The sequence below is a fragment of the Lentzea guizhouensis genome (assembly GCF_001701025.1).
GTDB lineage: Bacteria > Actinomycetota > Actinomycetes > Mycobacteriales > Pseudonocardiaceae > Lentzea > Lentzea guizhouensis.
Window position 1 is genome coordinate 2,069,422 of sequence record NZ_CP016793.1, and the last position, 23,978, is coordinate 2,093,399.

General features: G+C 70.6%; 18 protein-coding genes and 1 tRNA gene. 12 read left to right on the forward strand and 7 right to left on the reverse strand.

Features of this window, described 5'->3' with window-relative positions; translation table 11 throughout:
• Positions 1-1,025 precede the first annotated feature (1,025 nt).
• The 4 genes from BBK82_RS10365 to mfd are packed head-to-tail and all read right to left on the reverse strand — an operon-like array spanning position 1,026 to position 9,685.
• Positions 1,026-4,202 carry a S41 family peptidase gene (locus BBK82_RS10365; protein ID WP_065914810.1) on the reverse strand — a complete coding sequence of 1,059 codons (3,177 nt, stop codon included), beginning with the start codon at positions 4,200-4,202 and terminating at the stop codon, positions 1,026-1,028.
• Between the two features lie 29 nt (positions 4,203-4,231).
• Positions 4,232-5,149: a nucleoside triphosphate pyrophosphohydrolase gene (locus BBK82_RS10370; RefSeq protein ID WP_065920959.1), complete on the reverse strand. Its 918-nt coding sequence runs from the start codon at positions 5,147-5,149 to the stop codon at positions 4,232-4,234.
• A complete protein-coding gene (locus BBK82_RS10375) occupies positions 5,149-6,117 on the reverse strand; it encodes a hypothetical protein (RefSeq protein WP_065914811.1) in 969 nt (322 codons plus the stop codon). Before BBK82_RS10375 ends, BBK82_RS10370 begins: the two co-directional genes overlap by 1 nt.
• Positions 6,118-6,130: 13 nt before the next feature.
• Positions 6,131-9,685: a transcription-repair coupling factor gene (gene mfd, locus BBK82_RS10380; RefSeq protein ID WP_065914812.1), complete on the reverse strand. Its 3,555-nt coding sequence runs from the start codon at positions 9,683-9,685 to the stop codon at positions 6,131-6,133.
• A gap of 177 nt (positions 9,686-9,862) precedes the next feature.
• On the opposite strand from mfd, the gene BBK82_RS10385 reads away from it, so the two are divergent.
• Complete coding sequence (locus BBK82_RS10385; protein ID WP_065920960.1) at positions 9,863-10,390, forward strand: DUF4291 domain-containing protein; 528 nt, start codon at positions 9,863-9,865, stop codon at positions 10,388-10,390.
• Between the two features lie 7 nt (positions 10,391-10,397).
• Positions 10,398-11,507, forward strand: a complete 1,110-nt coding sequence (locus BBK82_RS10390; RefSeq protein WP_065914813.1) for a PQQ-dependent sugar dehydrogenase — start codon at positions 10,398-10,400, stop codon at positions 11,505-11,507.
• A gap of 128 nt (positions 11,508-11,635) precedes the next feature.
• Here BBK82_RS10390 and BBK82_RS10395 read toward each other — a convergent pair whose 3' ends face one another.
• Positions 11,636-12,235, reverse strand: coding sequence for a TetR/AcrR family transcriptional regulator (locus BBK82_RS10395; RefSeq protein WP_154697969.1), 600 nt, complete (start codon positions 12,233-12,235; stop codon positions 11,636-11,638).
• A gap of 124 nt (positions 12,236-12,359) precedes the next feature.
• Between BBK82_RS10395 and BBK82_RS10400 the strand changes: the two genes are divergently transcribed.
• From BBK82_RS10400 to BBK82_RS10440, 9 genes are all read left to right on the forward strand, one after another.
• Complete coding sequence (locus BBK82_RS10400; RefSeq protein ID WP_065914815.1) at positions 12,360-13,499, forward strand: alpha/beta hydrolase family protein; 1,140 nt, start codon at positions 12,360-12,362, stop codon at positions 13,497-13,499.
• Positions 13,500-13,599: 100 nt separating this feature from the next.
• Positions 13,600-13,670 (forward strand) — tRNA-Gln (locus BBK82_RS10405).
• 31 nt (positions 13,671-13,701) lie between these two features.
• The gene (locus BBK82_RS10410; RefSeq protein ID WP_335618071.1) at positions 13,702-15,390 is read left to right on the forward strand and encodes a GGDEF domain-containing protein; all 1,689 of its coding nucleotides are present in this window, start codon (positions 13,702-13,704) and stop codon (positions 15,388-15,390) included.
• 47 nt (positions 15,391-15,437) lie between these two features.
• The gene (gene glmU / locus BBK82_RS10415; protein ID WP_065914816.1) at positions 15,438-16,907 is read left to right on the forward strand and encodes a bifunctional UDP-N-acetylglucosamine diphosphorylase/glucosamine-1-phosphate N-acetyltransferase GlmU; all 1,470 of its coding nucleotides are present in this window, start codon (positions 15,438-15,440) and stop codon (positions 16,905-16,907) included.
• Between the two features lie 14 nt (positions 16,908-16,921).
• The gene (locus BBK82_RS10420) at positions 16,922-17,893 is read left to right on the forward strand and encodes a ribose-phosphate diphosphokinase (protein WP_179953810.1); all 972 of its coding nucleotides are present in this window, start codon (positions 16,922-16,924) and stop codon (positions 17,891-17,893) included.
• 404 nt (positions 17,894-18,297) lie between these two features.
• Positions 18,298-18,900: a 50S ribosomal protein L25/general stress protein Ctc gene (locus BBK82_RS10425; RefSeq protein ID WP_065914818.1), complete on the forward strand. Its 603-nt coding sequence runs from the start codon at positions 18,298-18,300 to the stop codon at positions 18,898-18,900.
• 62 nt (positions 18,901-18,962) lie between these two features.
• On the forward strand, positions 18,963-19,469 hold the full coding sequence (locus tag BBK82_RS10430; RefSeq protein WP_237048120.1) for a DivIVA domain-containing protein: 507 nt from the start codon (positions 18,963-18,965) through the stop codon (positions 19,467-19,469).
• Positions 19,459-20,037: an aminoacyl-tRNA hydrolase gene (gene pth, locus BBK82_RS10435; protein ID WP_065914819.1), complete on the forward strand. Its 579-nt coding sequence runs from the start codon at positions 19,459-19,461 to the stop codon at positions 20,035-20,037. The genes BBK82_RS10430 and pth overlap by 11 nt, the downstream gene beginning before the upstream one ends.
• 35 nt (positions 20,038-20,072) lie before the next feature.
• Positions 20,073-20,381 (forward strand): hypothetical protein, encoded by a 309-nt coding sequence (locus BBK82_RS10440; RefSeq protein ID WP_065914820.1) that lies wholly within the window; start codon positions 20,073-20,075, stop codon positions 20,379-20,381.
• On the opposite strand, the gene BBK82_RS10445 is transcribed toward BBK82_RS10440, so the two are convergent.
• Positions 20,378-21,991, reverse strand: coding sequence for a fatty acyl-AMP ligase (locus tag BBK82_RS10445; protein WP_065914821.1), 1,614 nt, complete (start codon positions 21,989-21,991; stop codon positions 20,378-20,380). The genes BBK82_RS10440 and BBK82_RS10445 overlap by 4 nt on opposite strands.
• Before the next feature lie 100 nt (positions 21,992-22,091).
• Between BBK82_RS10445 and BBK82_RS56690 the strand changes: the two genes are divergently transcribed.
• Positions 22,092-23,423 (forward strand): DivIVA domain-containing protein, encoded by a 1,332-nt coding sequence (locus BBK82_RS56690; RefSeq protein WP_071812565.1) that lies wholly within the window; start codon positions 22,092-22,094, stop codon positions 23,421-23,423.
• 99 nt (positions 23,424-23,522) lie between these two features.
• On the opposite strand, the gene BBK82_RS10455 is transcribed toward BBK82_RS56690, so the two are convergent.
• On the reverse strand, positions 23,523-23,930 hold the full coding sequence (locus tag BBK82_RS10455; protein ID WP_065914823.1) for a hypothetical protein: 408 nt from the start codon (positions 23,928-23,930) through the stop codon (positions 23,523-23,525).
• Between the last annotated feature and the right edge of the window lie 48 nt (positions 23,931-23,978).

Consider the following 23,978-nt stretch of genomic DNA (forward strand, 5'->3'; position numbering starts at 1 on the left):
AGGCCCCACACACCCGCCACACCCGCACCCACCCCAACCACCCCACGAACTCCCAACAGGAACCCGCCGACGCAACCGGGGGACGACCCACGAAACCCACGCGCTCCCAAGCACATTCGAAGAAGGCCGAGGCCGGACGGAAGATTCGACCTCAGCCCCCTCCGCCTCAAATCCGCGCCGACCCACCCAACGCGGACGCCTCACCAGGAACCGACAACGGCAGTCCCACCAACACCTCAACCACGGAATCCACCGGCTCGCCCCGCTCCCCTGAATCCGCCCGATCAACAGACGGAGCCGGACACGGCGGCGTCCCAGGCGAAGCCCCCGGCGCAGAAACCGGCGGCGCACCACCCGGCAGCACCGGCTCCTCCGACCGCGGCGTCGAAGGCGGAACCCCCTCGGGCTCCACAGGAGCCAATGACACCGACGACCCCGGCGGCACAGACGAAACCGACGAACTCCCCGAAGTCACAACAGGCCCAGCACTATCCGAAGTAGACGGACCCTCCTCCGACCCGCCCCCCGGATCCCCAGGACCCCCCAACGAATCCCCAGGCTCCTCATTCCTCCCCTCAGCCGCCGGCTTCCCCACCGCCACCACCGACGTCGTCACCACCCGCGTCTCGGTCACCGTCGACACCGCCGCCCGCGGCTGCGTCTGCGTCGCCATCCGCGCCGCCCGCACCTCCCGCGCCTGCCCTTCCGCCACAACGGTTTCCGTGACCGTCGACGTCGTCAGAGCGTCGAACGGCTCCGTCCACCACTGCGCGGTCGGCCGGGACAGCGGAGGCGCCGCGAGCGGCGCCTCCGACGGTGAGCCTGTCAGGGCGATCAAGGCGAACATGCCGCCGAGTGCCAGGAACGGCACCACGACCACGGCTCCGAAGCACCCACGGCCACTGCGCGGCTCTTCTCGGTGACTCATCTGCGACACACCCCCGGCGGCGAGGACAACTGTTCCGTCTTGTTGATCGTCCACAAGGAACAGTGCGTCACAGTTCTTTAGCCACACGATGGTGTGGTCACCTCAGCGGTGGCAACTCCGGAGCGTGAGCGGCGGGCGAGGATGAAAGCCTTTCCAGGGCCAGTGAAACGGCTCGTTCGAGTTGGGGGTCGCGGCCGGAGACGCGGTCGGCCGGGGTCATGACGACCTCGATGTCCGGGTCGACGCCGTAGTTCTCCACGTCCCAGCCGTGGCCTCCGAACCAAGACGCGTACCTCGGTTGGGTGACCATGGTGCCGTCGACGAGCGTGTAGCGCATGTCGATGCCGATCACGCCGCCCCAGGTGCGGACGCCGATGACCGGGCCGATGCCCAGTTCCTTGATGGCCACGTTGACGATGTCGCCGTCGGAGCCGGCGAACTCGTCGGCCACCGCCACGACCGGGCCGCGCGGGGCGTCCTGGGGGTAGCTCTCGGAGGCGGTGTAGCCGCGGGCGACGGACCAGCCGATGATCTTGCGGCCCAGCTTTTCGATCACGAGCTGGGAGGTGTGGCCGCCGCCGTTCTCGCGGACGTCGAGGACCAGGGCCTCGCGGTTCAGCTCCACGCGCAGGTCGCGGTGCAGTTGTGCCCAGCCGGCGCCCATCATGTCCGGGATGTGCAAGTAGCCCACACGGCCGTCGGACAGCGAGTGTGTGTACGCGCGCCTACCGGCGACCCAGTCGTGGTAGCGCAGAGGCTCCTCATCGGCCAACGGCACGACCACGACCCGACGCAGTTCGCCACCACCACCTGGGCGCACCGTCAGCTCGACGGGCTTGCCGGCTGTTCCCACCAACAACGGGCTGGGGCCGGACACACCGACCGGACGGCCGTCCACGGCCACGATGGCGTCTCCCGCGCGCACGGCCACTCCTGGCGCCGTGAGCGGCGAACGCGCGTGCGGGTCCGAAGTCTCGCCGGGGATCACGCGCTCCACGACCCACGAGTCCCCGGAACGCACCAGGTCCGCGCCCAGCAGGCCCTGACGGCGTGATGCGGAGACGTGCGGCGAGGAACCCCAGACATACGCGTGGGACGTGCCGAGCTCGCCCTGCACCTCCCACAGCAGGTCGACCAGGTCGTCGTGGCTGCCGAGCTCGTTCACCAGCGGGCGGTACCGGTCGAGCTCGCCCTGCCAGTCGACGCCGCCCATGTCGGTGCGCCAGAAGTTGTCGCGCATGAGCCGGCCGTTCTCGGCGTACATCTGCGCCCACTCCAGCGCCGGGTCGACGACGACGCGCACCCGTGCCAGGTCGATCTCGACGTAGTCGGCGGAGTCCTCGTCGGCCTTGCTGTCGGTCGGCACGACGCGCAGGTCACCGTGGTCCTCGACGACCATCCGGCGGCCGTCGCCGGAGACCGCAAACGCTTCCGCGCTGTCCGCGAGGACCTCGGTCTTCCGCTTCGAGAAGTCGTAGCGCTCCAGCACCGTGCGCGGTGGCCGCGCGTCCGGGGTCGCCAGGTTGTCGCCGAGCACGCCCAGCAACGGCCGGCGCAGCCACAGCAGACCGCCGCGGGCCGCCCGGAGCCCGGAGTACTCGGCGGCCACGACGGGCACCGGCACGACCCGGTCGGCCAGGCCCTCGATGTCGACCTTCGACACCGGCGGCTTGCCGTCGTCGTCCGGCGAGTCCTTGTCGTCGTCCTCGTCGCCCACCGGACGGCCGCCGTGCATCGGGGCGAACGGCGACGGCGTCGTCGCGGCGAGCGGCACCAGGTACGGGCGGCAGCCCGTCGGGAACGAGAGGTCGAAGACGTGCGCGTCGTAGACCGGGTCGAACGTCCTGATCGACAGGAACGCGAGGTACTTGCCGTCCTCGGTGAAGGTCGGCGCGAAGTCGGCGAACCGCAGCGGCGTCACGTCCACGGCGGACAGGTCCGTCGTGGAGGCCATCTTGATGTGCCGCAACGGTGTCGGGCCGGGGTGCGACCACGCGAGCCACCCGGAGTCCGGCGAGAACGCCAGGTTGCTCACGTTCGCGTTCGCGCCCGACACGACGACGCGGACCTCGCCGGACGCGACGTCCACCAGCAGCAGCCGGCCGTCGTGCGTGCCCACGGCCACCCGCGCGCCGTCCGGTGAGGCGACCAGCGACAGCACCCGGCCCAGCTGACCGGACGCGATGCGGCGCGCGGTGTTGCCGGGTTCGACGCCGCCGACGGGCGCGATCTCCAGCGCCTCCTCGCCCTCGACGTCGGTCACCCACACCACGTGGTCGGTCTCGCCGAGGATCCTCGGCAGCCGTGCCCGCACGTCCGAACGCTCCGCCAACGCGCGCACGGGACCGTCGCGGTGCGTTACCCAGTGCACGGAACCGCGCACTTCGACGGCGGACGCGCGGCCGGTGTGGTCGACGGTGAACGAGTCGATGTTGCCGGAAGCCTTGACGTGGTGCGGTTGCCGGCCAGTGCGCGGCCCGCCCAGCTTGATGTCGAGCTTGCGCAGCTCCGCCAGGCCCTCCAGCAGCCACAGCTCGCCGGCGGAGTGGAAGATCACCCGCGAGCCGTCGGTGGAGGCGTTGCGCGCGTAGAACTCCAGTTCGGTGTGGCGGCGCAGGTCAGTGCCGTCCGGCGCCACCGAGTACACGCTGCCGACGCCGTCGTGGTCGGACAGGAACGCGATCCGCCCGTCGACCCACATCGGGTTCGTCAGCGGCGACTTCAGGTCGGCGAGGATCCGGGTGAACTCACCGTCGCCCGCCGTGTCCACCCACAGCTTGCCCGCGGTGCCGCCGCGGTAGCGCTTCCAGTACGAGGGGTCCTGCATGTAGCTGGACGAGGTGACGACCTGCCCGTCCGGCCCGAACGAGACGTCGTTGACCCACCCGTACGGCAGCAGCTCGGCCGGTTCCCCGTCCAGCGGCACGGCCCAGGCCTGCTTGCGGTTCCGGGACATCTGTCCGGTCGTCGAGACGGCGACCACCCGGCCGTCCGGAGTCCAGCCCGACACCGCCGTGCGGACGACGCCGAAGTGCGTCAACCGGCGCGCGGGACCACCGTCCACAGGGGCCACCCGCACCTCGGGGGCCCCGTCGATCCAGCTGGCCCAGGCCAGCTGCGTGCCGTCGGGGGAGAACCGCGGCGAGCGGACGGGTACCTGGTCGGCGGACGCGCGCCAGGCCCTTCCTCCGTCGACGGGGGCGAGCCACACGTCGTCCTCGGCCACGAACGTCACCAAGTCACCGCGAAGGTGCGGGTACCGCAGGTAAGTCACGTGATCGACGTTAGCCCACCGTCACCGGTTCAGGAGGGCCAAAACCGCCGCCAGTCGTCCGCTGTCAGCGATTCCAGACCTTCGGCCCGTGCCTTCGCTTCGGCATCCCGCACCTTGGCGGCGAACTGCCGGCACACCTGGCGCAGCTCCGTCTCCGGGTCCTCACCGGCGAGCTTGGCGAGCGCGGTCACGGCGAACAACGTCGTGCCCGTGTCGTCGCCCTCCGGCAGGAGGTCGACCGGGAGACCCGCGCGTCCGGTGCGCTGCACCAGCTTCGCCGCCAGCGCGACCGCGGGCTGACCGAGCGCCACACCGTCCACACTGGACTCGCGGCGCTTCTCGGCCTGCTTGAGCTCCTCCCAGCGGTGCTGCTGCGAGGTCGCGTCGTGCACGGCGGGGTCGTGGCCCTCGAAGACGTGCGGGTGCCTGCCGACCAGTTTCGCGACCAGCTCGGCGGCCACCGCGTCGATGTCGAACGGGTCGTCGGCGTCCTCGGCCGCGACCCGCGCGTGGAACAGCACCTGCAGCAGCACGTCGCCGAGCTCTTCGCGCATCGCCGCCCTGCCGCCGTCCTCGATGGCCTCGAGCAGCTCGAACGTCTCCTCGACCAGGTACTGGCGCAACGACTCGTGGTCCTGCTCGGCGTCCCACGGACAGCCGCCGGGCGACCGCAGCCGGTGCATCACCGCGGCCGCGTCGAGCAGCCCGGCACCCATCGGCTCCGGCGTGGTGATCACGACGGCACCGGGGTACGGCGCGGCCGAGGTCGTGAGCACCACGGCACCGTCTTCGAGGTCCTCGGGAGCAGCACCGTCGACGCCGAACGCCGACCAGCGCTCCACCGGCACGCCCTCGCCCGCGTAGACGGCGGTGGCCGCACGCAACGCGGGCAGGGCGGCAGTGGGCAGCACGGCGCCGAGCCGCTCGCTGAGGACGACTGCGGTGATCAAGACTTCTTCTGGGTCGCGGCCACGCCGACGAACCCGGCCCGCTCGCCGGCCTTGCCGACGACGGTCGGACCGTTCTCACCCTCCTGGGCGATCGGACCGGTCGGGTCCCACACGCCGTAGCGCGGGTTGATCTCGATGTCCAGGTCGGCCGCGTGGAACTGGGCGATCCGGATGCCGAAGTCCGCGAGCACCGCCGGGGGCACGCGGTCGGCCAGGTCCTCCTCACCCGGCGTCGCCGGGAGCGTGGTGCGCTCCTTGACCAGCGCCACCATCCAGCTGGCCTGCTGCTGGTCGACGGGGAAGGCGACGACCGTGCCCGGCTTCACGCCCCACAGCATGGTGCGCAGGACCGAGCCGTTCTCGGAGGCGCGGACCTTCTGGCCGCTGCCGGAGGCCCGCTGGCCGCTCGACGTGCGCGGGGCCTCTTCCATGAACCGGGTGAACTTCGCCGGGTCGGCGGCGGCCTCCGCGGCCTTCTCCCTGGCTTCCTTCGGGTCCCTGACCTGGAAGAAGTCGATCGTGACCTCGAGGGTGGAGAGGTGGCGCCTGGCCAGCTCACCGATGACCAGCGCGTCGCGCTGGCGGCGGTGGATCGTCGTGGCGTCCTGCACGCTCTGCTTGGAGGCCTCCTCGGGCCCGCCGCGCTCCTGCACCGCGTCGTACACCTTGGTCTCGTCGACCGTGATGTTCTCGCGTTGCGCGGCGTGCTCGACGATCTTGTGCGTGATCTCGTCGGCCACGACGAGCCGCGAGATCTGGTCGAGCTTGCCCTGGTCCTGCATCTGCTGGGCGACGGTTTCCTTCTTGAGCACCGTGACGGTGCGGTCCTGGACGGTCTGCAGGTCGATCGTCTGACCACCGACGATCGCGGCCGAACCGGCCTTTGCGGGACCGGTGCCGCATCCGGTGGCGAGAAGCGCCACGGCAACACCGACCAGCGAGAAACGCTTCAGAACAGTGCTCACGGGGTCCAGCCTCTCACGCCGTGGTGACCGGGGTCACGGGAGTCCCCGCCAGTGAGTCGAGGAACGCACCGCACCAGTCCAGCAGTTCCTGATCACGCAGCTGCGGTGCACCCATCCGGCCGCCCGCCGCTCCCTCCGTCGGCCTAGGCACGGTCACCGTGCCCATCGCCTGCTTGTACACGGCCTTGGGGAAGAGCCTGCGCAACCGGACCAGCTGGGAGTCGAGCAGCTCCAGCTTCGCGAACCGGATGTTCTGCCCCATCGCGATCACCTCGGTGACGCCGTGGCGGCGGCAGGTGTGCCGCAGCCTGGCCACGCCGAGCAGGCGCTCGACCGGCTCCGGCGGCGTGCCGTAGCGGTCCTTGAGCTCGTCCCAGACGGCCTGCAGGGCCGGCTCGTCCGAGGCGGCCGCGATCTTGCGGTAGGCCTCCAGGCGCAGCCGCTCGCCGGGCACGTAGTCGTGCGGGATGTGCGCGTCGACCGGGAGGTCGACCCGCACCTCGGCGAGCTCCTCCTCGACCTCGCCGCCGTCCGCGCCCGCGTGCTTGCGGAACGCCTCGACGGCCTCGCCGACCAGCCGCACGTAGAGGTCGAAGCCGACGCCCGCGATGTGACCGGACTGCTCGGCGCCGAGGATGTTGCCGGCACCGCGGATCTCCAGGTCCTTCATCGCGACCGCCATGCCCGCGCCGAGCTCGGTGTTCTGCGCGATCGTGGCGAGCCGGTCGTGCGCGGTCTCGGTCAGCGGCGTCTCGGCCGGGTACAGGAAGTACGCGTACCCGCGCTCCCGGCCGCGGCCGACGCGGCCGCGCAGCTGGTGCAGCTGGGCCAGGCCGAGCAGGTCGCCGCGTTCGACGATCAGCGTGTTGGCGTTGGAGATGTCGAGGCCGGTCTCGACGATCGTGGTGCAGACCAGGACGTCGAACTCGCGTTCCCAGAAGCCCTGGATGATCTTTTCGAGCTTGTCCTCGTTCATCTGGCCGTGTGCGGTGACGACCCGTGCCTCCGGTACGAGGTCACGGATGCGGCGCGCGGCCTTCTCGATCGACGAGACCCGGTTGTGCACGAAGAAGACCTGGCCGTCGCGCAGCAGCTCGCGCCGGATCGCCGCGCCGACCTGCTTGTCGTCGTAGGCGCCGACGTAGGTGAGGATCGGGTGCCGTTCCTCCGGCGGGGTCAGGATCGTGGACATCTCGCGGATGCCGGCGAGCGACATCTCCAGCGTGCGCGGGATCGGCGTCGCGGACATCGTGAGCACGTCGACGTGCGTGCGCAACGCCTTGATGTGCTCCTTGTGCTCCACGCCGAACCGCTGCTCCTCGTCGACGATCACGAGGCCGAGGTCCTTGTACCGCACGGTCTTCTGCAACAACCGGTGCGTGCCGATCACGATGTCGACCTCGCCGTCGGCGAGCCCCGCGATGGTCCGCTCGGACTCCTGCGGGTCGGTGAACCGGCTGAGCCCCTTGACGTTCACCGGGAACTGGCGCATCCGCTCGGCGAACGTGTTGAGGTGCTGCTGGGCCAGCAGCGTCGTCGGCACCAGCACGGCGACCTGCTTGCCGTCCTGCACCGCCTTGAACGCCGCGCGGACCGCGATCTCCGTCTTGCCGTAGCCGACGTCACCGCAGATGACGCGGTCCATCGGCACGCCGCGTTCCATGTCGGCCTTGACCTCGTCGATCGCGGCCATCTGGTCCTGCGTCTCGGTGAACGCGAACGCGTCCTCCAGCTCGCGCTGCCACGGCGTGTCGCTCGCGAACGCGTGACCGGGGGCGGACTGGCGGGCCGCGTAGAGCTGCACGAGCTCGGCCGCGATCTGCTTGACCGCCTTGCGCGCCTTGGACTTCGTGTTCTTCCAGTCGCTGCCGCCGAGCTTGTTGAGCGTGGGCAGCTCACCGCCGACGTACCTCGACACCTCGTCGAGCTGGTCGGTCGGCACGAACAGCCGGTCGCCCGGCTGACCGCGCTTCGACGACGCGTACTCCAGCACCAGGTACTCGCGGGTGGCGCCGGCGACCGTGCGCTGGACCATCTCCACGTACTTGCCGATGCCGTGCTGCTCGTGCACCACGAAGTCACCCGCCTTGAGCGCCAGCGGGTCCACCGCGTTGCGCCGCTTCGACGGCATCTTGCGCATGTCCTTCGTGGACGTGCCGCCGCGACCGCCGGTGAGGTCGGTCTCGGTCAGCACGACCAGCGCGAGGTCCGGCAGCACGAAGCCGTCCTCGAGCGCACCGCGCACGACCGTGACCACGCCGGCTTTCGGCGCCTCGTCGAGGGACTCGACGCAGACGGCGGCGACCTCGGCTTCCTTGAGCCGTTCCTCGGCGCGGTGCGCGGTACCGGCGCCGGGCACGACGAGCACCGCCGCGCCACCCGTGGCCGTGTGCGCCTTGAGGTCCGCGAACGCCCGCTCGACGTCGCCGGAGTAGGCCTCGACCGGCTTGACGTCCAGGTGCACCACGTCGGCGGCGTCGGTGGTGAGCTGGCTGAGCGTCCACCACGGACGGTCGCCGGCGCGCGCGGCCTCGGAGATCTCGCCGAGGCCCTGGTAGGCGCTGCGGCCGAGGTCGATCGGCGCCTTGCCCCCGCCGGCGGCGGCCATCCAGGACGCTTCCAGGAACTCCTGGCCGGTGCGCACCAGGTCGGCGGCGCGGGCGCGGATCTTCTCCGGGTCGTTGAGCAGCACGTGCGTGCCCTTGGGCACCACGTCCGTGAGCATCTGCAGCTCGCCGGGGCACAGCGCCGGGATCAACGCCTCCATGCCCTCGACCGCGATGCCGTTCGAGATCTTCTCCAGCATCTCGGCCAGGTGCGCGTCGGACTGGTGCTCCTGCGCCAGGTCCGCCGCGCGCTGCTTCACGTCGTCGGTCAGCAGCAGCTCACGGCACGGCGGCGCGACGAACTCCTGGACCTCCTCCGGCAGCGACCGCTGGTCCTGCACCGAGAACGGCCGGATCTCGCTGACCTCGTCGCCCCAGAACTCGACGCGGTAGGGGTGCTCGGCGGTCGGCGGGAAGATGTCGAGGATGCCGCCGCGGGTGGCGTACTCGCCGCGCTTCTCGACCATGTCGACGCGGGTGTAGGCGTTCTCGGCCAGGCGCGTGACCAGCTCGGCGAAGTCCTGCTCCTCGCCGACCACGAGGTGCACCGGCGCGAGGTCGCCGAGGCCGGGCGCCATCGGCTGGATGAGGCTGCGGACGGTCGTGACCAGCACCTTGACCGGGTTGCCCGCGGGGTGCTTGAGCCGGCGCAGCACCTGCAGGCGAGCACCGACCGTGTCCGCGCGCGGGCTGAGGCGCTCGTGCGGCAACGTCTCCCAGCTCGGGAAGAACGCCACCTGGTCCGCCCCGATGAGGTCGCGCAGGACGTTCGTCAGCTCTTCGGCCTCGCGCCCGGTCGCGGTGACGGCGAGCACCGGCCTGACCGTCGAGAGCGAGGCGGCGACCAGCGGGCGGGCGGCCAGCGGACCGTCGAGCGCCAGCTCGGGCACACCCGCCGAGTCGATCAACGTGCGGAGGGCTTTGTCAGGCAGGACACCATCGAGCAGGCCGAGCAGCGGCATGATTTACAAACCCCGGTCGAGTGGGAGACGCCAGACAGACCCCTGCCTGGGACGAGGGGTCTCGGCACCCACCATAACCCCTGGGGCGAACCCTTATCGGGTGACTCGCGCCCGCTCCAGTGGTCGCGCTGGGCGACGAAACGCGGTTGACCCCGCCCTGATCCTGAAGCCGTGGAGATGAGAGAGATCAGGGCTGACTACGACGATCAGTCCATCGTGGTCTACCAGGCGTACTCACCCGTCATCGCAGATCCGGCGGTCGCTGCCCAGCGGTTCGTCGCGCCGTTCAAGATGGAGCGGATGACGTGGATCAAGCCGTCGTTCCTCTGGATGATGTACCGCTGCGGGTACGCGCAGAAGGAGGGCCAGGAGCGGGTGCTGGCCGTGCGGATCACCCGCGAAGGGTTCGACTGGGCCGTGCGGAACGCCGTCGAGAGCAGCGTCAAGGGCAAGCCGGCCGTGCGGGTGCAGTGGGACCCGGAGCGCGGGCTGCGGCACGAGGCGTTGCCGTACCGGTCGATCCAGATCGGGCTGACGCGCGAGGCCGTCGAGAAGTACGTGCACGAGTGGACCATCGGCATCACGGACGTGACCGACCTTGCGCGCGCGGTGCACGCGGCGGTGCGTGCGGGTGATGACGACGCGGCGCGCGCGTTGCTGCCGAACGAGCGGCCTTACGGAACCTCCACGGCACAAAACGCATAGTTGGGACATGCGCGCACTCGTTGCTGCAGGGTTGGTGCTGGTCCTCGCCTCGTGCTCCACGCCCGAACCGGGCGGGAACGCACCCTCGAAGGCGCCCGCCCCACAGGGCCTGGCGGTCGAGGAGGTCGCGGGAGGCTTCCAGCACGCCTGGGACCTCGGGTTCCTCCCGGACGGTTCGGTGCTGGTGACCGAGCGGCCGGCGACGGTCAAGCTGGTCAAGGACGGGCGGGTCACGCCGGTCGACGTCGACCTGACCGACGTGCAGGTGCGCGGTGAGGGCGGGTTGATGGGGGTGGTCGTGCACCCCGACGGCCAGCGGTTCACGGCCTGCTACAACACGGCCAGGGACGTGCGGCTGGTGACGTTCCGGCTCGAGGGCACCAAGGCCACGAAGGTCAAGGACCTGCTCACCGGCATGCCGTCGAACTCCAGCGGGCGGCACTCCGGGTGCCGGCCGACGCTCGGGCCGGACGGGGCCATGTGGGTCGCCACCGGTGACATCGCCCAGGGCCGCAACCCGCAGGACCGCGCCAACCTGGGCGGCAAGGTGCTGCGGATCGACCCGGAGACCGGTGAGGGCGCGAAGGGCAACCCGTTCGAGTCGTCGGGCAACGCCAACGAGCGGCGGGTCTACAGCTACGGGCACCGCAACGTGCAGGGCGTGGTGTTCCGGCCCGACAGCGACCAGGCGTTCTCCAGCGAGCACGGGCCGTCGGTCGACGACGAGGTCAACCTGCTGAAGGCGGGCGGCAACTACGGCTGGGACCCGTCCCAGGGCGGCACGCAGGGCGGGTACGACGAGTCCGTGCCGATGACCGACCTGCAGCGGTTCCCGGACGCGGTGCCGGCGGTGTGGTCGTCCGGGTCGCCGACCGAGGCGATCTGCCAGGCGGCGTTCTGGAACGGCAAGCTCGCGATCACCGCGTTGAAGGGCTCGAAGCTGCTGCTCTTCACGCTCGACGACGCCGGGAAGGTGCAGAACGTCAGCGTCCCCGAGGAGCTCGACGACAAGTACGGCCGGCTGCGCGCCGCGCGCACCGGACCCGACGGCGCGCTCTACCTGACGACGTCCAACGGCACCGGCGACAAGCTGCTCAAGCTCACCGGGACCGTCTGAGGGCTCGGCGAACGGTGCCGTTCGACCCCTCGACGAACGGCACGTTCGACGTCGCGGACTCCGGTTCCGGAGAACCCGTCCCCTGAACACATCGCTCGACGGCCCCCGGACCGTTTCAGCTGCCGCCGTCAGGACCGCGAACGCAGACGCGGCTTGTGCTCCATCGCGGACAGGCCGTTCCAGGCCAGGTTGACGAGGTGGGCCGCCACCTCGTCCTTCTTCGGCTTGCGCACCTCCAGCCACCACTGCCCGGTCAGCGCGACCATCCCGACCAGCGCCTGCGCGTAGAGCGCGGCGAGCTTGCGGTCGTAGCCCCGCCGGGCGAAGTGCACGCCGAGGATGTGCTCGACCTGCGAGGCGATGTCGTTGAGCAGCGACGAGAACGTGCCGCCGGACGACGCGACGGGCGAGTCCCGCACCAGGATGCGGAACCCGTCCGTCGAGGAGTCGATGTAGCCGAGCAACGCGCAGGCGGCCCGTTCCAGCAGCTCACGCGGGTGGTCGCCGCCGTCGAGCGCGTCGGCGATCTGGTCCATCAGGCGCCGCATCTCGCGGTCGACGACAACGGCGTAGATGCCCTCTTTGCCGCCGAAGTGCTCGTAGACAACGGGCTTCGAGACGGAGGCGCGGTGCGCGATCTCCTCGATCGAGGTGGCCTCGAAGCCCTTCTCGGCGAACAGGGACCGGGAGACGTCCAGGAGCTGCTCGCGGCGTTCCTTGCCCGTCATCCTGACCCTGGCCATCGAGCCAGCCTACGTGGCTCCCCCGCCACGCCGACGAGATGCGCGCGGCCGTCCGGCTTGGCGCGCTGTGTCGCGTGGCATCGAGCCCTGCGCGCGGGATGATCGGTGGATGGTCAGACGCAGGATCATCCGGGTCACCGTCATCTCGCTGCTGTCCCTGCTCGTGCTGGTCACCGCGGCGCTGGGCGGCATCGGCTGGTACTACAGCGGTGAGCTGCTCGAACCGGCCGAGGTGCCGCAGCGGTACCCGGAGACCTCGCTGGGCCAGGACGGCGACAACGTCGTGCTCGCGGAGTCGAAGCTGAGCACGCAGGCCGGCACGTTCGGCCTGGTCTGGCCCGGTGGCAGCGCGAAGGTCGGCGAGGTGGTCACGGCGGAGGACGGCCGCGTCGAACGCCCGCTGCTGGAGGGCACGGCGCCGCCGGACGGCACGAAGGTGCGCATCGAGACCGACGTCTACGAGGGCAACCCCAAGACCACGCTGGGTCTGGTCTACAGCGAGGTCCGGGTGCCGTCCGAGCTCGGCGAGATGCCCGCGTGGCTCGTGCCCGCCGCGAGCAAGGACACGTGGGTCATCACCGTGCACGGGCGGGGCGCGTCGCGCGAGGAGGCGCTGCGCGTGGTGCCGCAGCTGCACACCGCGGGGCTGCCCGTTCTGCTGATCACCTACCGCAACGACGTGGGCGCGCCCGCGTCCCCGGACGGCCTCTACCACCTCGGCGACACCGAGTGGCGCGACGTCGAAGCCGCCATCAGGTACGCGCAAGGCCAAGGTGCGCGGGAGGTCGTGCTCTACGGCTGGTCGATGGGCGGCGCGATCGTCGGGCAGGCGCTGGCCCGGTCAAGTGCGGCGGCGGTGGTCAGCGGGGTCGTGCTCGACTCGCCCGTCACCGACTGGACGCAGACACTGGACCTGCAGGCGCGGAACCGGGGCGTGCCGACCTGGCTCACGCCGGTGGCCGAGCTGGTCTCCGGCTGGCGCGCCGACATCGACTTCGACCGCTTCGACCTCGTGCGCAACCCGCCCGCCACGAAGCCGCCGACGCTGGTCTTCCACGGCACGGCGGACGGCACCGTGCCCGCCCAGTCGTCGCGCGACCTGGCGACCGCCGCGCACGGCCTCGGGTGGCCGCTGAGGTACGTGGAGATCCCCGGCGCCGACCACACCTCGGGGTGGAACGTGGCGACCGACACCTACCGCAGAGAGCTCGGCGACTTCCTGACCAGCGCAATCGGTGTTCGGCCGTGATCTTGCGGGTGATCGTCGTGACGGCCAGTCGAGTGGCGGTTGGACAAGCGGAGGAGGTCTCGTGACAACATGTGCGCAGGACGCGCTCCGGTTCGTCCGGTCCGCCATGGTGTAAAGGCAGCACCTCGGATTTTGGTTCCGATGGTCCAGGTTCGAATCCTGGTGGCGGAGCAGAGGCCTTGAGGGCACAGGGTCGCGGTCTTTGGGAGGTGCGGAGCTGCCCGAGGAAACGGTCGACGAGCAGGGCAACGTGGGGCACCGCCACCACGAGATGTCCGACGCGTGGCTGGTGGGCCGCGCGAGCGAGCTCGTCGCCGTGGCCCAGAGCAGCCACCTCGCGGCGCAGCTGGACGCGGCGAACGAGATAGACCACATCCTCGCCGAGGCCCAGGGCCGCGGCGAGCCCCGCATCGTCGCGCAGCTGCTGCGCGCCGCCGCCGTGGTCCGGCTCGTCACGCCCGGCCTGGTCGACATGTCCGACCCGCAGCTCGACGAGATGCTCGCGCACTGCCGCCGGCACGGGCTGATCGTGCTGGAGGCGGACGCGCGGGCGTTGCGCGGCCGCCGGTTCCTGCTGGGCAACGCCGAGGACAAGGCGCTCACCGAGATCGCCGCGGCGCTCGCGATGATGCTCGACGAGGAGCCGGAGCCCGACCCGGTCTTCGACAAGCGGACGTGGGACCAGCTGCTGGCCACGACCCTGCAGGACATCGCGCTGGTGCTGACCCAGCTGGGCGTCTACGAGATGGCCGACGACGTGCTGGCCCGCGCGCACAACGCGCTGTGGGAGAGCGGTCAGCCGCACCAGATCTACGTGCACCTGGTGAACCGCACGCGGCTGCGGATCGGCTGGGGCCTGCGTCTCGAACGGGTGAACTTCCGGCAGGAGGCCGACGAGCAGTTCCGGGTCGCGGCCGGGCTCGCCGAGGCCGCCGAGGTCCCGTTCCGCCAGTCGCTGCACCCCGGCAGGCGCGACCTCGACGCCGCCGAGCAGGTGCCGATCCTCGGTGCCGCGCAGGCGCTGACGAACCCGAGCGAGGACCACCTCGACCGGCTGTGGTCGTTGCGCGGGCTGTCCATGTACGCGCGGGAGCTGATCATCGTCGCGATCGCGCTGGCCCGGTGCCTGGTCGAGGCGAACCGGCTCGACGACGCGCTGAAGGTGCTCGGCGACACCCGCACGCAGATGGAGCACGACACGTCGGAACCGTCGCTGGTGCTGTCGCTGGAACGCGAGTACGCGCACCTCTGCGGTCCACACACGACGTCCGCTTTGGAGGCTTACAACTCGGCGCTGGAGGCCGAGCTGTGGCACATGCGGGAGTCGCGGGTCGCCACGTTGATGACGCGCCGTGAACACGAACGGCTGACGCGTGCGCACGGTGCGATAGCGCAGCAGGCGTTGCAGGACCCGTTGACCGGGCTGCCGAACCGCCGCGCGCTCGACGACAAGATGGGCGAGCTCATCGCCGGTGAGGTGTACCCGTTCTCGATCGCCCTGGTGGACCTCGACGGGTTCAAGGGCGTGAACGACCGGCATTCACACGCCGAGGGTGATGATGTTCTTCGGGTGATTGCCAGCACACTCCGCCAGGCGCTGCGGGGTGACGACATGGTGGCCCGCTACGGCGGCGACGAGTTCGTGGTGCTGCTGCCGGGAGCACCCCTGCACGCCGCGGAGGCCGCGCTCGGCCGGGCCGTGGATGCCGTGGCAGGCCTGCCAATCGACCTCTCACGCGGGGTGACGCTGTCGGTCGGGGTCATCTCGCTGCGCCCGCGCGAATCGGCCAACCAGGCCCTGTCAAGAGCTGACTCGGCGATGTACGTGGCGAAGCGCCAGGGTGGCTGCCAGGTTGCGGCGGTGGCGGGGGAGCCGTCCGCGGAGGCTTAGGCTGGTCCGCGGACTTCGAACCACCCAGCCTGTTAGGGAGAGCGTTGATGCTCGAAGGCCCTGTCAGCACGGTCGTGCTCGCCGCCGGGGAAGGCACCCGCATGCGGTCGTCCACGCCGAAGGTGCTGCACCGGATCGCCGGACGTTCACTCGTCGAACACGCGGTGCGCGCGGCGGCGGGCACAGACCCCGACCACCTCGCCGTCGTCGTCGGCCACGGCCGGGAGGCGGTCACCGAGCACCTCGACGCCTTGTCCGGCGCGCTGGGCCGCAAGGTCACCGTCGCCGTGCAGGCCGAGCAGAAGGGCACCGGGCACGCGGTCTCGTGCGGCCTGGCCGAGCTGCCGCACGACCTGGGCGGCACCGTGGTCGTGAGCTACGGCGACGTGCCGCTGCTCGACACGCCGACGCTGACCGCGCTGCTGGCCGAGCACTCTGCCGCCGGCAACGCGGTGACCGTGCTGACCGCCGTGGTGGACAACCCCACCGGGTACGGCCGGATCGTGCGCGACGCCGACGGCTCCGTGCAGCGGATCGTCGAGCAGAAGGACGCCAGCGCGACCGAGCAGCTGATCACCGAGATCAACTCGGGCGTGTACGCGTTCGACGCGGCGGTGCTGCGCGACGGGCTGTCGCGGCTGTCGACCGACAACGCGCAGGGCGAGCTGTACCTCACCGACGTGCTGGGCATCGCCCGCGGCGACGGCCTGCGGGTCGGCGCCCTGACCGCGTCCGACCGCTGGCTCGTCGAGGGCATCAATGACCGCGTGCAGCTGGCCGCCGTCGGTGCCGAGATGAACCGCCGGATCGTCGAGGACCACCTGCGCTCCGGCGTCACGTTCGTCGACCCGGCCTCGGCCTGGGTGGACGCGGACGTGCGGATCGGCCAGGACGCGCTGATCGAGCCGAACGTGCAGCTCCGCGCGGGCACGGTGATCGGTTCCGGTGCCGTGGTCGGCCCGGACACCACGCTGTCCGGCGTGGCGGTGGGCGACGGCGCCTCGGTCGTGCGGACCCACGGCAGCGACTCGGAGATCGGCGCCGGCGCGAGCGTCGGCCCGTTCGCCTACCTGCGCCCCGGTACGTCTCTAGGCGTCAAGGGCAAGATCGGCACGTTCGTCGAGACCAAGAACTCGACGATCGGCGAGGGTTCGAAGGTCCCCCACCTGTCCTACATCGGCGACGCCACGATCGGCGATCACAGCAACATCGGTGCAGCATCGGTAACTGTCAACTACGACGGGGTGAACAAGCACCGCACGATCGTCGGATCCCACTGCCGCACCGGCTCGGACAACATGTTCGTAGCGCCGGTGACGGTGGGCGACGGCGCGTACACCGGCGCGGGCACGGTCCTGCGCCGCGACGTCCCACCGGGCGCACTGGCCGTGTCCGGCGGCCCGCAGCGCAACCTCGAAGGCTGGGTCCTCAGCCGGCGTGAGGGCACGGCGGCGGCCCAGGCGGCCGCCGCGGCACTCGCGCAGCAGAATTCCGAGAAGACAGAGGAGGGTCGCTGACCGTGAACCCGCAGATGTCCGGCACACCGAAGAAGAACCTGATGCTCTTCGGAGGTCGTGCCTACCCGGAGCTGACGGAGGAGGTCGCGAAGCACCTCAACGTCACCGTGACCCCGCAGCAGGCCTACGACTTCGCGAACGGCGAGATCTTCGTCCGCTTCGAGGAGTCGGTCCGCGGCTGCGACGCCTTCGTGATCCAGTCCCACACCGCTCCCATCAACCAGTGGCTGATGGAGCAGCTGATCATGGTCGACGCCCTGAAGCGCGCCTCGGCCAAGCGGATCACCGTGATCATGCCGTACTACCCGTACGGCCGTCAGGACAAGAAGCACCGCGGCCGCGAGCCGATCTCCGCGCGCCTCATCGCCGACATGTTCAAGACCGCCGGCGCCGACCGCCTCGTCTCGGTCGACCTGCACACCGCCCAGATCCAGGGCTTCTTCGACGGCCCGGTCGACCACCTGTGGGCCATGCCCCTGCTGGCCGACCACATCCGCGGCAAGTACGCGGGCCACGACCTCACCGTCGTCTCCCCCGACGCTGGCCGCACCAAGCTCGCCGAGAAGTGGGCCGACACCCTGGGCGGCGCGCCGATCGCGTTCATCCACAAGACCCGCGACCCGCTGCGCCCCAACGAGGTCGTCTCGAACCGCGTGGTCGGCAAGGTCGAGGGCCGCCTCTGCATCGTGATCGACGACATGGTCGACACCGGCGGCACCATCGCCGGCGCCGTGAAGCAGCTGCTGAACGAGGGCGCCGCCGACGTGGTCATCGCCGCCACGCACGGCATCCTCTCCGGCCCGGCCACCGAGCGCCTGCAGAACTCCGGCGCCCGCGAGGTCGTGTTCACCGACACGCTGCCGATCCCGGCGGAGAAGCGCTTCCCCTCGATGACCGTGCTGTCGATCGCGCCGCTGCTGGCGCGGGTCATCCAGGAGGTGTTCGAGGACGGGTCGGTGACGTCGCTGTTCGACGGCAACGCCTGATCGTTCTGCCCTGGGGGCCTTGCACGCACGCTTCGGCGGGCGTGGAGGGCCCCTTCGGCTTTCGCGCGGTTCGTTCGCAGGCTCGCGCAGAGGTCCCCTCCGCGGTTGGGTCCCCCGCGACCCAACGTACCGACGGGGTCTGACAACCTCGGGGCACCGACGCTGCCCCTCCCTCCCCCCGCCACCGACCCCCGATTAGGCCTCCCGATCCTCTCTCACCTACACTGGTCGGGTTGCCTCGGCGAGGGCGAGCTACCTAGCTCGGCGTGATCGACGCGGTGGCTTGATGCCGCGCGTGTTGACCTGTTCCGCGCTGCTCGCCGCCGCTGGCCATCACCCCCACACGCTGATACTTGTGCACCGCCCCGACGTACAAGGCCAGACCTGTTAAGGAGTACCCCACCGTGTCCGAGGTCCGTCTCGCCGCTGAGCAGCGCACTGAATTCGGCAAGGGCGCCGCCCGCCGTACCCGTCGCGCCGGCAAGATCCCCGCGGTGCTCTACGGCCACGGTTCCGACCCGAAGCACCTGGCCCTGCCGGCGCTCGAGTTCGCCCGTGTCGTCCGTGAGCACGGTCAGAACGCCGTCCTCACCCTCGCCCTCGACGGCGGGAGTGAGCTGGCGCTGACCAAGACCGTCACCACGCATCCCATCAAGAACTACATCGAGCACGTCGACCTGCTGCTCGTCCAGCGCGGCGAGAAGGTCACCGTCGAGGTGCCGCTGGTCATCTCGGGCGAGCCCGCCTCGGGCACGCTGCTGACGCAGGACCTCAGCACGATCCAGATCGAGTCCGACGCGATGAACATCCCGGAGCAGATCGAGCTGTCGATCGACGGTGTCGCCGCGGGCACGCAGATCCACGCCAGCGACCTGACGCTGCCGGAGGGTGCCGTCCTGATCACCGACGCCGACGCCCTCGTCGTCGCCGTCAACGAGGCGCCGTCCGCGGCGCAGCTCGAGGGTGACGACACCGCTGCCCCGGCCGAGGCCACCGAGGAGAGCTGAGCCCCATCACGTCGGGCCGGACAAACGGCGCGCCACCTCCTCACGAGGGGGGCGGCGCGCCGTTGCAGCACCTGCGTCCGACCGAGATCAGGGTCAAGACCTTCCGCCGCAAGCGGCAGGGGTACGACCCCGGCCAGGTGCACGAGTTCCTGCTGATCATCGCCGACGCGCTGGCCGGCCGGATGCGGCTCAACCCCGACCACGTGCACACCGTGCGGTTCGCCGCGGTGCCCAACGGCTACGACCCGCGGGCCGTGGACGAGCTGCTGCACCTGCTGGAGTTCCAGGTCCGCAACGGCATCGTGCCGCCCACCGGCCTGAACACCGGTGAGGACCTGGCCGCGCGCAAGATCCCCAAGTCGAGCACCGGCTACGATCGCGTCGAAGTCGACGCCTTCCTCGCCCGCGCCGCGGCCAACCTGGACGGCCGGGGTGCGATGACCTCCACCGAGGTCCGCAACACCCGGTTCAGCACCACGTCCGGCCTGCTGGGCCGCGGGTACCAGGTGCAGGCCGTGGACGCGTTGCTGGACGACCTCGAGCAGGAGTTGCGCTTCCGTGGACGATGAGCTCGCCCCGAACGATCTCGCACTGATCGTCGGCCTGGGCAATCCCGGCCCGAAGTACGAAGGCAACCGCCACAACATCGGGTTCCTCGTCCTCGACGAGCTGGCCGCCCGCGTCGGCGGCAAGTTCAAGGCCCACCGCTCCGGCGCTGAGATCGTCGAGGGCCGCCTGTCCGGCCGCCGCGTCGTCCTCGCCAAGCCGCGCAGCTTCATGAACCTCTCCGGCGGGCCCGTCTCCAGCGCCGCCAAGTTCTACAAGCCCACCATCATCGTCGTCGTCCACGACGAGCTCGACCTCCCGTTCGCCGCGATCAGGATGAAGCTCGGCGGCGGCGACAACGGCCACAACGGACTCCGCTCCATCACGAAGTCGTTGGGCACCAAGGACTACCACCGCGTCCGCTTCGGCGTCGACCGCCCGCCGGGCCGCCAGGACCCCGCCGACTACGTGCTCAGGGACTTCTCCGCGGTGGAGCGCAAGCAGCTCGCCCTGGAGATCGACCGGGCGGCGGACGCGACGGAGGCGTTGGTCAGCAAGGGCCTGGAAGCCGCCCAAAACGCCTTCCACTGAGCCGTAGGATGACGGCATGACCAACCGAAAGGCTCATGCCGCGTAGGCGTCCCGACGTGCTGAAGGGCTTCTCCAGCCGGTTCCTCGGCGACCTGGACCGCCTCGAACGCACCCGCAACTACCTCTGGCCGGGCGAAGTCATGCGCGCCCTCGAAGCCTGGCTCAGGTATGCGGACTCTCCCGCTCGCCGTTTCTGGCTCGACGACAACCTCGTCGACGACTGCGGCTGCTGCCCTGATCCCGTCGAACAGCGCCAGCTCCTGGAGCACGTCGCCTGCGCGCTCCCCCGCAAGAGTGCGCGGGAGCTGCGCAGACGACTCGACGAGCTCGATGACCTCTACTAGACCAGCGCGGCCGCCGCGGACCGCCGGAGCTTGCCCGACGGCGTCTTCGGCAACGTCCCCGGCGGCTGCACCACCACGGCGAACGGGCGCAACCCGACCGCGTCGACCACGCGGGCCGTGACCTCCTTGACCAGGCCCTTCTCCGCCTCCGCGTCACCGGCCAGCTTCGACTCGACGACGACGGCGAACCGTTCGCGCTGCGTCCCGGCGTCCAGGCGCACGGCCACCGCGTTGCCCGCGCGCACGCCGTCCACCGAGCAGGCCGCGCGTTCGACGTCGGTCGGGTAGATGTTGCGGCCGCCCATGATGATGACGTCCTTGCGCCGCCCGCAGACGACGACCTGGCCGTCCTCGACGGTGTAGCCGAGGTCCCCGGTGGACAGCCAGCCCTCGGCGTCCTGTGTGGCCAGTGGGCCGTTCACGGTCAGGTAGCCGGGGGTGACGGCGTCGCCGCGGATCTGGATCTCGCCGACCGAGCGCAGGCCCACCACGCCACCCGAGTCGTTGACCACGCGCAGTTCCAGGCCCGGCAACGGCGGTCCGAGCAGCGGGTAGGCACGGCCGTTCTCGGACGGCACGGCCTGGCGCGAGGCCTCCAGCTCGTCGGCGTCCACCACGTCCACCGACAGGCCGGTGAACAACGGCGCGAAAGCCACGCCCAGGGTGGTCTCCGCCATGCCGTACGCCGCCAGGATCGACTCCGGTCGCAGGCCGAAACGCGCGCCCGCGTCGATGAACGACTTGACCGCCGCCGGGTCGATCGGCTCGGCGCCGTTCAAGGCCAGCCTCAGCGTGGACAGGTCGAACGAGTCGGACGACGAGGCCAGCCGGCGCGCCACGATCGCGTAGGCGAAGTTCGGCGCGGCGGTGATGGTGCCCTTGTGGCGCGTGATCAGGTCCGCCCACAGGGTCGGGCGCGACAGGAAGTCGACAGGTGTGACCTTCACGAGCTCCAGGCCGAACAGCATCGGCACGGTCAGGAACCCGACCATCCCCATGTCGTGGAACAACGGCAGCCACGACACCATGACGTCGGACTCCGGGTCCAGCGCCGCTGCCTCGCGCATTCCAAGCGCGTTCGACATCAGGTTGCGGTGGGTGATGCGCACCGCTTTGGGGTCGGCGGTGGAGCCACTGGTCAACTGCAGCAGTGCGGTGGCATCCTCGGAGGTGGGAACAGGGTCGGCGATCGGCTCGCCGTCGAGCTCGGCCACCGTGCGGTAGGCGATCCCGTGCTCGTCCAGCACGGGGGCCAGCGCGTCGAACGGGGCGCCGAGCAGCACCAGACGAGAGTCGATCATGGCGAGCACCCGCATCGTGTCCTCGGCCCACTCGGCCAGGTCGGTGCGCGGTGTGGGTTGATGCAACATCGTGACGCTCCCACCGCACAGCCAGACGGCTTGCACGGCCGGGGCGATGGCGGCGGGTTCGGCGGCGAGCACCGCGACCGCGGTGCCCGGCGCCAGATCGAGCGCACCGGCCATCCGCCGGGCGCGTTCGTGCACCTCGGCCCAGGTCCGGCGGACGGGCTCGGCGGGCTCACCCGTCGTCATGCCCCTGTCCCTGCCGTTTGCGGCCGTCGCCAGCATCACATCCACGAACTGACTCATGTTCGCGATCGTAGTGGCGGCCTTTGGTCCATCAGGGCGAAACGTTATGCCACGCGAAACGCGATACTCCCCAGTACAGGTACGCAGGAGGAGGTCATTGGTGGATCGGGGCGGCCCCGGAGCGCAGCATCGTCTACCCGCGCATCCGGCACCTCTGCTCTCCGCACAGGACGTGGCGCTCGTCGCGTTCCACCGCCCTCCCAGGGGTGCGCGCGGGTACGACGCGGCCGAGGTGGACGCATTTCTCGACCGGGTCGAGGACACCATGCGCAGCAAGGACATCCTCACGCGTGAAGATGTGCTCAACGTCAGGTTCAGCACGGCGACCCGTGATCCCGGCTACGACGTGAACGAGGTCAACGTGTTCATGGAGCTGGTGGCCGACACGTTGCGGTCCACTCCGCAACGTCAGCAGGCCGCCGCACCGGCGCAGGGCGCGCACGCCACGTCCCAGGCGCTCAGACCCGCGGTGCGACTGTCCCCCGACGACGTGGCGGCCGTGCGGTTCCACAAGCCCAGACCGGGGACCCGCGGGTACCACGAGGGCCAGGTCGACGCGTTCCTCGACCGCATCGAGGCCACTCTGCGGGGCCAGGACAACCTGACCGCCCAACAGGTTCAGGACGCGGTCTTCGGTGAGACCGCTCCCGGCACGTTCGGCTACGACTCGGAGGACGTCGACACGTTCCTCGACCTGGTCGTGCTGATGTTCGAGACCGCTCCCCCGCCGGCCCCGGTGCCGCCGCCGACGACGCAGCTGCCGCAGCAGCGTCCGCAACGTCCGGGCCCGCCGCCGCAACAACAACGGCCCCAACCGCAACGTCCCCCGCTCGCCCCGCCGCCCAAGCCGCCGCTACAGGCACCGGCGCTGCCCGCACCGCCGCCTCCCCAGACCGTCCCGGAGCAGGGGCTCACCGCGAAGGACATCCGCAACGTCGCGTTCCACCGCCCTCCCCGCGGCCGCCGTGGCTACCAGGAGTCCCAGGTGGACGCTTTCCTCGACCGCATCGAGGCGACGCTCATGGGCCAGGACAACCTGACCGGCAAGGACGTCCGCGACATCCGGTTCTCCCGGCCGCTGATCGGCAGGCGCGGGTACGACGAGACCGAGGTGGACGCGTTCCTGGCGCAGGTCGAGCAGCAGCTCTCCGGGCCGGTGCGCAGCATCCCGCGGGTCAAGTCGTGGAAGGACCTCCGCCAGCTGCGCATCCCGCAGGCGGCGTCCGGCCAGCGCGGCTACCGCACCGCGCAGGTGGACCGGATGCTGGAGGAGATCGGCGTCGCGCTCGACGGCATGCTGGGGGCGACCTCCGAGGAGGTCATGAAGGCCCGCTTCAGCTACGCGCTGCTGTCCGGTCAGGGCTACGACACGTCGTTCATCGACGAGCTGCTGCCCCAGCTGGCCGACGAGCTGCGCCGCCGCGGCAAGTAGCCCAGTTCGCTGCTGGCGTCTGCAAGTACCACCAACTCGCAGTTGGTAGTACTTGCAGACGCCGTGGAGCACGGGCGCCGGCAGTGCTGGCGGACGTCCTCAGCCGCACAAGGAGTTGCGCGAGGAGAAGTAGCTGATGCCGTAGCTGGTGTCCGTGCCGCCGTTGCGGGTCCAGGCCGTCACGCACGGGTGCTTGTCGGCCGAGCTGTAGAACTTCCCGTCTTCCTTCCACTGGCCGGCCAGCGTCCGCGTCCTGACCTTGAACAGCAGGCCGCGGCCCTTCTCGACCGACGTGCAGTGACCGGGAGCCGCCTCACCCGACGCCCCGTGGTTGCCGAGGAACACGATCTGGGCCCTGGCGCTGCTGCCCTTGCTGATGCACACGTTGTACTGCAGCGTGTCGGCCGCCGCGGCGGTGCCGGCACCGACCAGGGTCAACGCCCCGGTCGCCGCCACCGCACTGGCCGCCGCGACGATCCGCCTGCTCCACAACACCTTCGCACCCATGGGATCCGCACTCTCCATCCGTTCGCAGTGGATCACCGGGGAGTCTGG

What these genes read in the sequence shown, in the direction of transcription:
- mfd (WP_065914812.1), bottom strand. Translation starts at nt 9,685, where the DNA reads ATGCCGCTGCTCGGCCTGCTCGATGGTGTCCTGCCTGACAAAGCCCTC.
- BBK82_RS10385 (WP_065920960.1), top strand. Translation starts at nt 9,863, where the DNA reads ATGAGAGAGATCAGGGCTGACTACGACGATCAGTCCATCGTGGTCTAC.
- BBK82_RS10390 (WP_065914813.1), top strand. Translation starts at nt 10,398, where the DNA reads ATGCGCGCACTCGTTGCTGCAGGGTTGGTGCTGGTCCTCGCCTCGTGC.
- BBK82_RS10395 (WP_154697969.1), bottom strand. Translation starts at nt 12,235, where the DNA reads ATGACGGGCAAGGAACGCCGCGAGCAGCTCCTGGACGTCTCCCGGTCC.
- BBK82_RS10400 (WP_065914815.1), top strand. Translation starts at nt 12,360, where the DNA reads ATGGTCAGACGCAGGATCATCCGGGTCACCGTCATCTCGCTGCTGTCC.
- glmU (WP_065914816.1), top strand. Translation starts at nt 15,438, where the DNA reads ATGCTCGAAGGCCCTGTCAGCACGGTCGTGCTCGCCGCCGGGGAAGGC.
- BBK82_RS10420 (WP_179953810.1), top strand. Translation starts at nt 16,922, where the DNA reads ATGTCCGGCACACCGAAGAAGAACCTGATGCTCTTCGGAGGTCGTGCC.
- BBK82_RS10440 (WP_065914820.1), top strand. Translation starts at nt 20,073, where the DNA reads ATGCCGCGTAGGCGTCCCGACGTGCTGAAGGGCTTCTCCAGCCGGTTC.
- BBK82_RS10445 (WP_065914821.1), bottom strand. Translation starts at nt 21,991, where the DNA reads ATGAGTCAGTTCGTGGATGTGATGCTGGCGACGGCCGCAAACGGCAGG.
- BBK82_RS10455 (WP_065914823.1), bottom strand. Translation starts at nt 23,930, where the DNA reads ATGGGTGCGAAGGTGTTGTGGAGCAGGCGGATCGTCGCGGCGGCCAGT.